Here is a 14,710-nt window from a genome sequence, read left to right as displayed (position 1 = left end):
AGTATCACTTGGAAGTACTGCACGCACAGATGACATTATTTACACAAATAACACATTTGCAGATACATAATTTATAAAAACACTATGGAGAAGAACCTGCATGACAGTAAATTCACCAATGCTCATTACCTTCATTATCTATATCGCAGGGATGCTGCTGATAGGTTTTATGGCTTATCGTTCTACCAAAAATTTTGATGATTACATCTTGGGGGGCAGGCGATTAGGTAGTGTGGTAACAGCATTATCTGCTGGCGCTTCTGATATGAGTGGCTGGTTATTGATGGGGCTGCCGGGGGCTATTTTTTTCTCTGGAATTTCAGAAGGTTGGATCGCATTAGGTCTACTGCTGGGGGCATACCTGAACTGGCGCTGGATTGCAGGTAGATTACGCGTTCATACTGAAGTGAGTAATAACGCATTGACGTTACCAGACTATTTCACTCATCGCTTTGAAGATAAAAGCAAAATCCTGCGTATTATCTCTGCATTGGTTATCTTGATTTTCTTTACTATTTACTGTGCATCGGGTGTTGTGGCTGGTGGGCTGTTATTTGAAAACACGTTCGGTATCAGTTATGAAAAGGCTATCTGGTTAGGTGCATTGGCAACGATTGCCTATACCTTCCTCGGTGGTTTTTTGGCGGTGAGTTGGACGGATACAGTTCAGGCAACTTTGATGATTTTTGCTTTGATTTTGGTTCCTGTGCTGGTTTTGTTCAAAGTGGGAGGCGTTGGCTCCGCCATCACTATTATTGAAGCAAAAAATCCGGCTTATTTAGATATGTTTAAAAATCTGAATATTATTGCCATTATTTCTTTGTTGGGATGGGGATTGGGCTATTTTGGTCAGCCGCACATTCTCGCTCGCTTCATGGCGGCAGACTCTCACCAGACTATTCATAAAGCCCGTCGCATCAGTATGACGTGGATGTTACTGTGTCTTGCAGGTACTGTGGCTGTTGGCTTCTTTGGTATCTCATATTTTGAAATATATCCTGAGCAGGCAGGGGCGGTATTGCAAAACCGTGAACGTATCTTTATAGAATTAGGTGTGCTCTTGTTTAACCCATGGATCACGGGAATATTACTGTCTGCGGTACTGGCTGCGGTTATGAGTACATTGAGTTGCCAGTTGCTGGTTTGCTCCAGCGCACTGACAGAAGATCTCTATAAAGCATTTATACGTACCAAAGCTAGCCAGAAAGAATTGGTATGGGTTGGTCGTATGATGGTTTTGTTGGTAGCTATCATTGCCATTGTGATTGCAACTAATCCGAACAATAAGGTACTGGCATTAGTTAGTAATGCTTGGGCCGGATTTGGTGCAGCATTTGGCCCTGTAGTTTTGATCTCGGTACTTTGGAAACGTATGACTCGTAATGGTGCATTGGCGGGTATGCTGGTGGGCGCTATCACAGTGCTGGTTTGGATGGAATACCACTGGTTTTCCTTGTATGAAATCATTCCAGGCTTTATCTTTGCGACGATTGCTATTATCGTGGTGAGTTTGCTAGGAAAAGCGCCAAGTCAAGCGACACAACAGCGTTTTCTTGAAGCAGAAGCGCACTATAAGACGAAATAGTCAATAAAATAAAAAGCCTCTGATTATTCAGGGGCTGATTTGTTATCTCCATCAATCAGTTTGTCGTCGGGTTTATTGATAATTCTCGTAACCTTACCATTCTCAACAACAACTAGCGTGGATCACACGATATCATTAGGTATCTCCATTCCTTCTGTAAAGGTCTCGCGCTGAGCGTAGACTTCCATCGTAATGGTATATCTGAAATTTTGGGGGTATTTTACTTACGGGAAACACAAAATGTGAGCAAAGTTTAGAAGGGGAAAAGCCCCTTTCGGGGCTGGATTATATTTCTAGTGTAGCGGGATCTACTCCTAATTTTTTCATCACTGCCTTAATCTCTTCGTTATTTTTCAAATTATCTTCGCCGTATTTAGAGATAGCAGAAAATAAACATTTCTGATCAATGGTGCCACATGTTTTAAAATCTTCTGTCGCTACAGAAGCAATCTTAACAAACAGAATTATTTCTTTATCATACTCGTTTGCTTTACCTGGGTTTTTTAAAGCATTATTTGCAGATGATACAAGCTTATCGGTCAATTCATCTACGGCAACCGAAACCGGAGTACAATCCCTCACCGATGGTGATCCTATAATGACACTGCTACCAACGCAGGCGTATTTAACCTTTTGATTTTTATTTAGCTCAGCGGCAAGATCTCTATATTTTTTAGAAAAATTGACATGTACTTTATTAAACATATCACCTGTTTTTAATGTCACAACAGGAATATCGCCAAAGCTAGAATCTATTGAATCAATAATACCAGATATGATAATTTTTTTACCTTTGTAGATCTTATCACCTCTGGCTTCATTTTCTGCGTAGACTTTTTGCATTTCTCTGGCTGATACAGCTAAATATTCTGTATCTAGTTGTGAACTACCTCCATCAAAGCTGGTTTCCACTTCATCGTAAATCATCTCTTTGACGGTTTTTAGTTCATTTTCGGTCAACTTAATTGCTTTTTTCGATGATGTTGCCGCAGAGGAATTGCTACTTGATGATTTACTTTCATCATTTCCTGCAATGAAGCCTATAACGAGAAGAACAACAAATACTATCCCTACCCATTTCAATACGTTTTTCATTTATATATCCACATACATTAAGTTATCTAATTATTTTAATTGCGTATTTAATTATCTAACGTCAAGTTTTTTGGTTTTGTTGTACAGATATTGTGTAATTATCAACCTCCCCCTTTTTAGGGGGAGATTTTGCAATTAACTCGCTGTAACGGTTTCTTTTTTACTTGCTTTTTTCTTCAAAATCATTGAGATAATAATTGCTAATACAAAAAGAACTATATGAAAGCCAACATAGAACCAATAAAGCCCTACGCCATCGCCACCATCGCTGTGTATTGAGGCTGCCGTCACCATGAGACTTGGAGATAAAAAAGCCGTGGAAATGATGTTCATACCAAATGTTACACCAGATAATGTTGGGCTTTTATAAAATGACATTAGAGCAAGAACACTACAGAACATAGCGATAAATACGCCACCAACTGGAATAAAGATAGACAAAGCAGCAAATACAAGAGCAATAATAGATAATGCTTTCATTTTTAAACATCCCTAATTAAGGCGCCAAAATGTTCAGAAGCCTCCCACTGAAAGGCTGGGCTGATTCCCCATTACTGGGTATTATATTCACCACCATTTCGGCATTGTTAAGTTTAAGTTTTATTCATATTCACTTTATTTAAGCGATATATCTTTGGTAGTGGTTCCGACACCAATTACAATAATATTTTTTTATTTAATCCTTGTCAAAATATACAATTAATTATTAGCGGGATAAAACATTAGTTAACACACAAATCACTCTATTTATTGCTCTTGCGATACCGACATAGGCATATTTAACTTATTTTTTTGGTAAGAAAAATGTAATATTCTGTTCAACTTTAATATTTCCCTATTTAATTGTTTTATGGTTGATGTTGTTATTAAATGAATGAGCGGGTCGTGACATCAATTTTTTTGAAAGAAAAGAGTATTAATTAACCTCTGATGATATATTTATTGTGGGAAATAGGCATGGCTGGAATAATAGGTCATATATTTAATATGTTGTTTTTCATCTATATAAATCGATAGCATGTCCCAGATATTCAGCGTTTACGTAGTGCGCTTAGCCGCATTGTCAGGATGAACAGGGGCACACCAATGAGTGTGAAACTCAACCCGACAGGGAGAAAGATTCCTGCGGGTGCTGCTTTCGCCATGATATCCGCGGTGACGACCAGATTTCCACCCACCAGAGCGGAAAGAAACAGTCGGGCGCGGCCTGTAGCCGATGAAATAAAGCTAGCCAGATGCGGTGCCAGTATTCCCAAAAAGCTCAATGGTCCTACTGCGGTGACAGATGCTGCGCTTAGCAGGACAGAAAACATCATCAGCAACGGGCGGGAATATTTGATAGGCTCCCCAAAGGACATAGCAAGTTCATTTCCAAGCTCATAGCGGTTTAAAGCGGGGCCAGTGATCAGAATTCCGATAATACTCAATAAGAATAATGGCGTGAATGATGCGATAATTGACCAACTGGCCTGAAACAACGATCCTTGCATCCATCCAGCAAGATTCAAGGATAATTCTGTCGGAAGATAGAGAATAAGAAAAGAGCTGACAGAACTAAGAACGGACGAGACGGCAATCCCCATCAGTAAAATTGCTAAGCCACTTGCGCGATTATTGCCGACGAGCAAAGTCAAAAACAACGCAACAATCAGTCCGCCAACTAGTGCAGCAAGGACGATCAGCATCTTAGGTGCGGAAGGAACAAACGCCAGTAAGACTATGATCATCGTCATAGATCCCTGACTTATGCCAAAAAGGCCGGGGTCAGCCAGCGGATTGCGAGCAATCGGCTGCAAAATAGCACCGGCAAGGGCTGCGCACCAACCTACCATTAATCCCAATAAAATATGGGGTATTCGTACAACCCAGAGCGCATAAAACTGGTGGTGATCAAGGGAATATCCAAAAAGCATATGCGTGAATTCACGTATACCAACGTTTGTAACCCCGACGTTTAAAGAAATAGCCATGAGTATGATCGTGATGGTAAATAGGCATAAACCGACTTTTATGTCACGGGTACGCATCTGTAATCCGTTGGCGAAACGTAGTACCCTTTGTCCGTCTGTTGCTTGACCGAAGTTCATAGTGATCTCTCCGATGTTGCTAAAAGATAGCGCTTTCTGATAATCCAGATAAAAAACAATCCTCCCAAGAAATCCATTAGAATGCCGGTATGTATGACATAAGGCTGGAAGAGTGTCTGCGCACAGAGATTGGCAATCAAGCAGATACTTGCCCCCGCCAGAGCACAAGCTGGCAGAGACAGCATAAAATTCTGACCAACCAGAGGCTTGACAATATGGGGTACAACCAACCCCACGAAACCAATCGGACCGCATATGGCAACGGCAGAACTGGATGCAACTATGGCTGCAATCAGCGCAATGCGTGAAACAAGCGTTGCATTTGCGCCAATCGAAAGCGCTTTTTCGTAACCGAGCAGAATAAGTGTCAGTGGACGTGCCAGTAATAAAAGTACCATCAAGGCCAGTATACCGAGCCACCAGAAATGGTGAAGTCTTGTGATATAGACATGATTGATAGCCCCTGCTAACCAGCTCAAATATTCAGTTCGTAATGCAGGATAGGCAAGAAGAACAGCATTGCTTATCCCAAGATAAAGCATCGTTATTAATGTGCCTGACAGTATCAATAGCAAGTCGCGAGAAACGCCGTTAACACCTGCCAGGCGAGATACTGCAAGAGATGACAGAAAGCCGAATAACCCGCCGACAAGGGCAGCTATGCCTTGTAATGTCAGATCGAACTCAAAGCTGATTGCACCTATTATGACAAATAGTGTCGTACCGGCATTGATTCCCAATGTTGATGAGGAGGCTAGTGGATTGCGGATAAGCCCCTGGAAGACGAGGCCACTGCATGCCATCGCCGCACCGACATAAACACAAATCAAAGCCCGTGGCAGTCGCTGGTATAAAATAACCGCCTGTTCATAGTCTTGCGGTTCGGACTGCGTTAAGGCCGCATAAATTTGCGAAACTGGCGCAATATTTACGCCAAAAGAGAGACTAGAAAAAAAGATCAGCAGCAATACAAAAGGGGCGAATATAAAAAACAAACTGGATTTCATCGTCATACTCCGGACTGATTTCCAGGGTGGTTTATACCCGGATAAGGCTGACAGATAAGGCTGCCGTTGTAACTAAAAATATCAGCCGGAATATCGAATACGCGTCGGATATTATCTACCGTTATCGTTTTATTGACAGCACCTGCTGCAATAACGCTACCAGTATTTAGCATCACAACATCATCGGCAAAAGTTGTTGTTAGATTTAAATCATGTAACACCACAACGATGGTTTTCCCGTGCTGGAGTGAGAGATCGCGAACCAGTTTAAGCACCGTATATTGATATTTGATATCTAGGTGATTCACTGGCTCGTCCATAAGAATGATGTCAGTGTCCTGTGCAAGCACCATTGCCACCCAGGCGCGTTGGCGTTGCCCTCCTGAAAGGGAGTTGACTTGAGAGCCAGCCTTATCGGCCAAGCCAACGATTTCCAATACATCATGAAACAATTTGCGATCCCGCGGGGATGGCCCGCCGAAAAGTGAATTGCGCCCACAAGCTGCCAGCTCGATCAACTCTCCCAGTGTCATGTAATCCGGGCAGTGGCATTCCTGCGGCAGATAAGAGATTTTTCGAGCCAGCGCTTTGCGACCTATCTCTGTAATTAGCTTACCTTCTAGCAGAATTTCTCCACTTTTCAGAGGGATGAAACCCATGATGGACTTCAGCAGTGTCGACTTACCGCAGCCATTAGACCCGACGAGTGCGGTGATGCGCCCTTGGGTAAAGTCTACTGACAAATCATGCAATACGGTTTTTTTGCCGTAAGTTGCGGTGATATTTCTTGCTGTAAGCACCAAAGGCTCCTTCAGTTTTATATAAAATAAATTACAGTGTAATAGTTATGATTTGGTTAGCATATCAAAATCACAGGGGAAGCCCCAATGTAGTTGTTTTTACCTCTCACATGACAGCATCTTGCACTTGAACTATCCGGTGCGATTCAGCAATGACATCGTTGATTAATGCATCGATTTTACTACTGTCGTGATGATGTGCCGTGGTGATTAGGTGTGCAATATCTCCCGACCTTGCCAGACAATACTTCTTCCAGACGGCTGTCGACGGGCATGGAAATACCACTGTAATGGAGTTGTCATGACGCCAGGCTTCTATTCCGGCAGAACGGAAACGCTTGACGGCATATTGTGCCATCTCTAGGCAGTGTTTAGTGCGGCACTGCCAATCAGCAAACGAGTGACTGCGAATGGCCGCCCATATCATCAGTGGCGTCTGGCCATTACGTGAGCCTGAGATGGTTTTGTCCTGAGCCGAAATGTAATCAATATCGACTGTAATACGCTCAACGTTTTTCCGTTTTGCAACAACAATCCCGCAAGGAATAGGGGAACCTATCATTTTGTGTCCGGAGACACTGATAGAGTCGATACCATCTGCAAAGGTAAAAGGCTGCGGGTTATCTACGAACGGCAGGATCATCCCACTTAATGCAGCGTCTGCGTGCAGATAGTAATTCTCGCGAGCGATACCGATTTGCTGCATACGTTGTTGAATGATCTTGATGTTATCTACCGCACCGAGCAATGTTGTACCGATATTGGCAAAAATGATTGGATGTGGTTCTTTATGAGCGATGATCTTCTGTATCAGGTCATTATCGTCTATCTCACCAGTGGGTAAGGATTCTACTAAACAAGATTTGATACGCAGTAATTTAACAATTTTTGCCACCGAATAATGCGTATCTTTTGAATAATAAAGTGTCCCCTCAGGAAATAGTTCTCGCCCAAGATAGCAGCCGAACATATTACCTTCCGTTCCTCCGTTGGTGACATAACCCCAACTGTCTTCGAAAGGGATTTTGAACAGCTCAGCAAAGTATTTCATGACCTCTTTTTCGAACTCAAAAGAGTTTAAGAGATAGTTGCACTCCGCTCCCCAGTCACCGCAATTGTTGATAGAGAACTGCATGAATCTCTGTAAATAAGAATAATCAAAGTCTGAGGACTCAGGATAGCCAATATTGAAATACTGGTTTTTAACACAGTAATGCCAAAACGCATCTAGCCTGTTTTTATCGGCAAAGGACAATGTCATCTTTATCTCCGGTATTGTAATACTCTGGCAGACCAAAGCTCTGGAATGACGAATTTTGAGGCAAGCGATAATACTCCTGCCCAAGAAGCTGGTTGGCAATAATCCCATTGCGATACGCGCCAAGCCCCAGATCGGGAGAGCCAATACCGTGTTGAAAAATTTCAGCATTCTGGACGAAAATAAGGCCTTTTCCTTTGTCAATGCGTTGAGCACTAAAATCCTCTTTTACAATAAAATCACCATAATCGTCAGTTGCAAGCACTGTATTCTTGAGTCCTTCTAACCATTTTGGGCTGGTGTGCTCATAACCTGTAGCAGCGACAATAGCATCAGTTTCAATGACGCCGACTTTATCCAGATGCCGATGACGAAAAATGACCCGCAACGCCTCAGAGTCTCCAGAGTTTTCCACCTGTTCGACCTCGCAGTTTGAAATAAGCGAAAGTTTTGGATCACGACCACCGATGGAGCCTTCATACAAAATGTCGAAGATATCTGCGATAGTTGAGACACTGATACCTTTATAAAGCCCGCCCTGACCCGCCACGATCTTGCGGCGTTTCTCTCTTGTTATACTGTGAAAATGGTTCATGTAGGCCGGCGTGAAACATTCCTGACCGAGTTTCGACGATTCCATAGGATGAAAACCGGCAGATCGGGTGATCCACTGGATTGAAGCGCCAGCCTCTATCATTTCAGGTGTCAACGCATTGTGAAGCGCCAGTACGCATTCGGCAGCACTTTGCCCTGAACCAATTACAGTGACACGCCGACACGTTGAGAGCTGTGCACGCCTGTTTATGAACTCTGCCGAATGTAAGATAGGAGCTTTGGTCTGGATTTTAGCCCACTCAGGCAGAAACGGAGCGGTTCCTATACCGACAGCAAGGTTACGACTGTAATACTGATGCGTCGATCCCATATGAGGCTTACTTTCAACAATGAAATGATCGGAAACCGGATCATAAGCCACATCAATGACATTTTCACCGAACTGGCAGGAGGGGAGTTGTTGCGTTACCCAGCGGCAGTAATGGTCATATTCCTGACGTGGGATCTGAAATTTTTCGTAATAGTAGAATTTGTAAAGACGATCATGTTTATGAAGATAATTAAGAAAACTCAGAGGGTGTGTAGGCTCTGCCATTGTTACCAAATCCGCCAGGAATGGAACCTGCAGTGTTGTACCTGATAACAGGAGACCCTCATGCCAGCGAAACTCAGGTTTACGTTCGAGGAAAAGGCTGGTCAGATCAGAGTGTGACGAAAGTAGTGCCGCCAATCCCAGATTGAAGGGACCAATACCAATACCGATCAGGTCAATATTATTCATATCAATAATCCGAGCTGTTTTCTAAAGTTTTTTCATTAAGATGCTGTTCGACTTCTGCGACGTTACGACAACGCAGCAGTTGCGAGAGCGAAAGCACGATTGCAAATTCTTCATAGATCCGTGCTGAAATTGTTTTCAGATGCTGAGGACGCAGCCCCATGCTGATGAAGTCACTGGTTCCATCGATGTGGCTAGTACGCGATTGACCGAGCACGTCCAGATAGATTTCCAACACCTTCTTTTTCATCGTTGTTTCTTGTGCAGGGAAAGAATCGTGCGGAATAGGGGGTTGCTCATGTACCGACTCCATCAACAATCTGCGTGCTTGAGAGCGATCAGGCTTGCCATTTGGCGAGAGCGGTAATTCGGTGACCGGCAGTATCCGTGTTGGGATATGCGATGGTGGCAGGCATTGGCAGGCATATTTGCGCAATTCTGCTCCTGACAAAGCATCCTTTTGTAGCGGCACATAAAGTACGCCGATGGATGTTTCACCGTACATTTCCTCGCCATAGTCCACCACAAGAACATGCTTGACCGACGGATGGCGAACCAGTTCATTTTCGATGTCCGGCAACGAAATACGTACTCCACGCACTTTGACGTAACCGTTAACACGGCTATCAAAAACAATGATGCCATCACGACGATAGTGTCCGTAATCACCAGTTCGGAACGCGCGGATCTCTTCTCCGTTCGTATCTTTGATGGTCACAAAATCGGTCTGGGTGAGGCTTCCGTTTTCCAGATAGCCCAATGCGACATTGACGCCTGCCGTATGAATAAGGCCAGAAACACCCACCGGACAATGGTCGCCACGCCCGTTTAGCAGAAAATAGCTATTAGCTGGTAAGGGCCTTCCATAAGGGATCGGGCTAACATCGTCCTTCCCTATTTCGTGCCATATACTCCATATAGTCGTCTCTGTTGGTCCCCCCAACGAAATCAACCGTACTGACGGCAGGAGTGTACGCAGGCTACTAATCACAGAAGGTTTGATGTAATCGCCCCCCTGCGCAATCAGCCGCAGGCTTTTCAATTCATTCCCCTGGTGGCACGCGAGAAGCATTTCCAAAATAGCGGGCACAGAGCACCATAATGTCACCTTGTGTTTGGCAACCAACTGGTTCCAGCGTAGTGCATCCTTTTCTTCACCGATGGCGGGAAGAACAAGGGTCGCACCAGCAGTCAGGCAGCCAAAAACGTCGAAGACCGACATATCATGATGTAAAGGCGTGACAGAAATGAAGACATCCCGATGCGTTACGGACCATTCGTCAAGGGTGCTGGTGATGACATTAGATGTTGATTTATTGGATAAAACAACACATTTCGGCCTTCCGGTTGTCCCAGATGTGTAGAGATAGTAAGCGGGCGCTTCACTTGATGAGAGAGCGTCAAGCGTAAGCGGAAGTTCCGCCAAGGGCTCGGCAGACAAGAGTTTTTCAGGCGTTTCTGCTGGGTGTTCAATCCCTTCTCTTTTTGCCGCTACCACAAGGTCTGGATGGCAGTTTTCAAGGAGATAGTGCAGTCGCTCTGAGGGAGAGTTTGCGTCTATCGGAACCCAGATCACTCCCGTCAACGCACAGGCCAGGGTCACAGCCGTGTGTTCAGGCCCACGGTGCATACAGAGGGCAATGACACAACCCTTGGAAAGCCCTTTATCTATGAAAGCTCCCATTATTCGACGCACATTACGTCCCAGTTCGGCGTAGCTGATATGCCTGTCGCCACTGATGAGTGCCGTTTTGGTGTTTTTGCTGTCGAAGATATTGGCGGCTATCCGGCTGAGAAATTGCCCACAGTGAAAATCAGCTTCAATACCGTTTAATCGATAGTGATTTGTATCGATAATATCCTGCGCCGAAATTGCGAATACGCCTGAAGCTGCGATGACCTGCATTGCCTTGCCTATAGCTCTTAAAATGTCTTGCACGAGAGCCGATTCAATCGCCGCAGTGGCATAATCGATATCAAAGACAAGCGCTTTGTCTGCATTGATCGAAAAACGAATATCCATCGCGACTTGTGGTGTCTGCGTCAGTCCACTATGCAACTGCATACAACTGTCCTGACTGGACACTGGCCACGAGAGTCCGTTGGTAATCACTACAGGTAAAACAGGACCAGCACCATGCTTTTCAACCAAAAGCCGGGTAATGTCTATACCTGAAAATGCAAGATGTTCAAGCCCTTCCAGCACATCGTTCTGTAGGGTGTTGGCTCGCTCTGAAAGGTTGCCCTGCTCAGCATTCCAGTTGACCACAATAAAACTTGAACGATTGCACAAAACACCGGATACCTGAGGCGCGACGGGAACACCGATGAACAAACTCCTCTCTTCGAACCAATGGGACATAACCTCAAGTACCAGTGTCATGATGGTAGAATTCTTGAAAAGCATTTGTTTGGCACCGGCTTTCGACACTGCGGTATAATCTTCCCGTGCTACAATCAGGCTTTGCCGTGCATAGCGGGAAGTGCCTATTTGTGCCAGTGGCTTTATCCACGGAAATCGTAGTGGACCGCTGACTGCCTCAAGCTTTGTTTTCCAATATGCTTCATCTATCTTGCGCCTCTCAGCGATATTTTCCCCATCCAAGGGAACATCAGTATCCGCCACGATTGATAACTTGCCCTCGAAAAGCTCTACCATCAGGGCGGCTATCGACCGTCCATCAAGGATCAGTGCGTCGAAACGAACAAATGCGATCAAATCATCCTCTTCCGGTTTATTCTCCGGCAAACGGAACAAAGTGATGTCCCACGGAGAACGATCCAAGTCGAAAAGTGCATGCGCAAATTCTTCACGGTGGTTTTCCACATGACGGAGTGCCTCTTCTCGTGACATGGTGCTCAGGTCGATTTGCTGTAAATTGATATCCGCTTCTGCGCTAACATATTGGACGAGTCGCTTTGCATCTATTCGGGTGCGCAAACTTTCATGACGTTGAACCATATCCGCCAGGTGATTTCGCAGATGGGCCAATTCCATGTGTCCGCGGTACTCGCGAAATTCTTGCATTGCAACGCCACCAAGCGGTAATTCTGCCCGCCGCCCAAGCAGATATGCCAATTGCAGCGAGGTTAATGGTTTTTCCATGCTGTTCTTCCGGTCGATTTTTACAGCAGAGTCAGTGGTTCTGAGTCTGGTTATCGGTGATGGGGCTGCTACTTCATCGGGGGAATGTATTGCCTCATCGAAGCGTTGCGGATATGTAGCGATTTCACGGACGAAATTGACAAAATTGTCGAACATGGGGGTTATCCATTCTTCTGGCAGCATGTCCAGACGAATGTCCCAGTTGATGAGAATACCACCGTCGGCGGAAGCAATTTGTGCATCGAGCGCAACTTGTGGACCTTGTGAGATAACCCAGTTCATGGGACCAAATGCGTTCCTCACGCGATCTGAAAGAAGCTCTCCCCCCGGTATATCCAGTGCCGCGGTGAAGACGACAGGAGCAAATTGCGTCGCGCCATGATGTCGGGAAAGATCGCGCATCAGATTCACGCCCGGATAAGCCGAATGGGCGAGCAAGTCTGTCAGTTGCCCGCCAAGCCGTTTACAAAGATCAGCAAGACTTTCTGCTTCATTGATACCCACGCCGAGGATGAGCACATTAGAAAAATCGCCGACGATCCTTTCCACGTCATCTACAAGGGGGGAACGCCAGAACATCGGCACATTAAGCCGAAAGCATTTATCTCCGGTATGCTTTCCAAGAACAATAGAGAAAAGTCCCAACATCAGGCTCGACATGGTTATCCTGTGTGTTCGGGCAAGTCTTTTCAGCGCCTGACGCTCGTCTGGCTGGAGCCATGCTGCCAGTCGATGGCTGTGAGTCTGAGTGGGCAAAGTTTTGTTAATAGGCAACAAGGGAGCAGGCGGAATGTGAGGAATACGCGAGCGCCACCAGATTCTGTCCCTTTCACGGGCCGCTTTAAAATAGGGATCGGTGCGCACTTGGTCGCACCAGTCGAAATACGACGTGATTACCGGAGCCGGCTGATCCGGGTTATCATAAAATATCGCCAGATCTTCCATTAACACCCTGAAACTCGAGGGATCGATAGCTATCATATCTGTATCGACATGCAGGCGAAATTTTCCGCCATTTCGCAGACTGAGCGAAAAACGAGATGCCTGACCAGAAGAAAGATCAAGTTTCTGATGAGTCCACTTCACACGTTTAACAAGAAGTAATCTTGCCTCCTCTTGTTCTGGTAATCCCCTAAAATCCTCAATCTCCAGCAACAACGACTCATCGGATGGAATAGCAGACTGAAACCCTTCAGCGTTGACACAGAGCCTTAGCATGGGGTGCAGAGAATAAACGCGTTTCAGGGCCTGTTTAAGTCGTTCTATCTCAATGTCATAGCCGTCGAATTCAGCATAAAGATGCGCGGCAACACCCCCCAAGTCGGTCTGAATATTACGCCCAACCCAGCAGGCTGCCTGCATTGACGTTAATTCTCTCATAGTTTATTCACGTAGTTGAAAAATCCTGATTAATAGGGGCAAGTATAAAAATAAGTTGAATTCACACAGCCTCTGGCAGACGAGATCATTTTATTGCTTTGTCTTAGCCCATTCTTCCACGGCTCTGAGAGTATGTTCCGCGCTGGCAAACGTGGGGGTAAAAACTTTGCCTGCGTTAAGAAAAATAATCCGTTTTTCGCGAGCGGGTTTCATATAGTGAGCCCATCCAGGCACAATCCGATCAAGTGCGGAGCGAATAGCGTTCTCATCGTGCTCCTTGCTGCCCCAACTGTTGAGTACTACCAGAACGTCTGGATTGAGTTCACCTAATTTGTCGGCACTCAACTGTAAAAGTAGTTGAGATGAGGTGGCAGAAAGACCACCTTGTGCCGAGAGATTCAGGCGGGTGAAACCAAGATCTTCTAATGCTTGAGTGAAACCGGTTGCTTCTCCGACGACATTAATCTGATCTGTTATAAGGATCGGTAGATAGGTTTTATTAGCAGGATTTTCCGGCAAAAGGTCGCGCGTTGCCGCTACGCGTTGTAAATACATCTCCCGCCGTTTTTGAAAGTTCTGCTCACGTCCGGTAAGCCTGGCCAAATTTTCTTCAATATTGAAATTATTGAGTTTTCCAGAAAGGAAATTTTGTAGATAAACAGGAGCGACTGTTGAAAGCTGTTTCACCTTGTCGATATCGAATTCTGTTCCAATAATGAGGTCGGGTTTAAGCGCGTAAAGTTTTTCCAGATCGATTTCCCGACCAGCACTAATACCTTGTGGTTTTGTGTACCCTTCACCGAGCACAGTATCGACGAAATCTGCACCAAGCTGATAGGTACCATCTTCCGAACGACCATAACTGCCAACCGGTTGAACGCCCAGCTCCATTAGGGGCAGACCAATAGCTGGCTCACTCATCACCACAATACGTTGTGGCTTCTCAGGAATAACGACTTCCCGTCCCATAGTATCCGTGACCTGCCGCGTTGCGGCAAAGGCTGATGTGCCCATTAAGCACAGTAATATGACAGTAATAACAGAGCGCATAACGTTTTC

At 45.1% G+C, this 14,710-nt stretch carries 10 protein-coding genes; 1 reads left to right on the top strand and 9 read right to left on the bottom strand.

The window, feature by feature from the left end:
* Nucleotides 1-100 precede the first annotated feature (100 nt).
* Complete coding sequence (gene putP / locus Xish_RS00790) at nucleotides 101-1,585, top strand: sodium/proline symporter PutP (RefSeq protein ID WP_099116284.1); 1,485 nt, start codon at nucleotides 101-103, stop codon at nucleotides 1,583-1,585.
* 285 nt (nucleotides 1,586-1,870) lie between these two features.
* Here the strand turns inward: putP and Xish_RS00785 are convergent, their stop codons facing one another.
* The 9 genes from Xish_RS00785 to Xish_RS00745 all read right to left on the bottom strand — a co-directional run bounded on the left by Xish_RS00785 (nucleotide 1,871) and on the right by Xish_RS00745 (nucleotide 14,701).
* Nucleotides 1,871-2,680, bottom strand: a complete 810-nt coding sequence (locus tag Xish_RS00785; RefSeq protein ID WP_099116283.1) for an OB-fold protein — start codon at nucleotides 2,678-2,680, stop codon at nucleotides 1,871-1,873.
* 135 nt (nucleotides 2,681-2,815) lie between these two features.
* Nucleotides 2,816-3,160 (bottom strand): hypothetical protein, encoded by a 345-nt coding sequence (locus Xish_RS00780; RefSeq protein ID WP_099116282.1) that lies wholly within the window; start codon nucleotides 3,158-3,160, stop codon nucleotides 2,816-2,818.
* 551 nt (nucleotides 3,161-3,711) lie between these two features.
* On the bottom strand, nucleotides 3,712-4,767 hold the full coding sequence (locus Xish_RS00775; protein ID WP_099116281.1) for a FecCD family ABC transporter permease: 1,056 nt from the start codon (nucleotides 4,765-4,767) through the stop codon (nucleotides 3,712-3,714).
* Entirely contained in the window at nucleotides 4,764-5,774 is a 1,011-nt protein-coding gene (locus tag Xish_RS00770) for a FecCD family ABC transporter permease (RefSeq protein WP_208614791.1), read from the bottom strand. Before Xish_RS00770 ends, Xish_RS00775 begins: the two co-directional genes overlap by 4 nt.
* A gap of 2 nt (nucleotides 5,775-5,776) precedes the next feature.
* Nucleotides 5,777-6,574 (bottom strand): ABC transporter ATP-binding protein, encoded by a 798-nt coding sequence (locus Xish_RS00765; protein ID WP_099116279.1) that lies wholly within the window; start codon nucleotides 6,572-6,574, stop codon nucleotides 5,777-5,779.
* 106 nt (nucleotides 6,575-6,680) lie between these two features.
* The gene (locus tag Xish_RS00760; RefSeq protein WP_099116278.1) at nucleotides 6,681-7,835 is read right to left on the bottom strand and encodes a histidine decarboxylase; all 1,155 of its coding nucleotides are present in this window, start codon (nucleotides 7,833-7,835) and stop codon (nucleotides 6,681-6,683) included.
* A complete protein-coding gene (gene basC / locus Xish_RS00755) occupies nucleotides 7,813-9,168 on the bottom strand; it encodes a putative histamine N-monooxygenase (protein ID WP_099116277.1) in 1,356 nt (451 codons plus the stop codon). Before basC ends, Xish_RS00760 begins: the two co-directional genes overlap by 23 nt.
* A gap of 1 nt (nucleotide 9,169) precedes the next feature.
* Complete coding sequence (locus tag Xish_RS00750; protein WP_208614790.1) at nucleotides 9,170-13,651, bottom strand: amino acid adenylation domain-containing protein; 4,482 nt, start codon at nucleotides 13,649-13,651, stop codon at nucleotides 9,170-9,172.
* A gap of 90 nt (nucleotides 13,652-13,741) precedes the next feature.
* Complete coding sequence (locus Xish_RS00745; RefSeq protein WP_099116275.1) at nucleotides 13,742-14,701, bottom strand: ABC transporter substrate-binding protein; 960 nt, start codon at nucleotides 14,699-14,701, stop codon at nucleotides 13,742-13,744.
* Between the last annotated feature and the right edge of the window lie 9 nt (nucleotides 14,702-14,710).

The organism is Xenorhabdus ishibashii (assembly GCF_002632755.1).
In the GTDB taxonomy this organism is placed as follows: Bacteria; Pseudomonadota; Gammaproteobacteria; order Enterobacterales; family Enterobacteriaceae; genus Xenorhabdus; species Xenorhabdus ishibashii.
The sequence above is the reverse complement of the archived record's forward strand: the minus strand, read 5'-3'. Positions and strand labels throughout refer to the sequence as shown.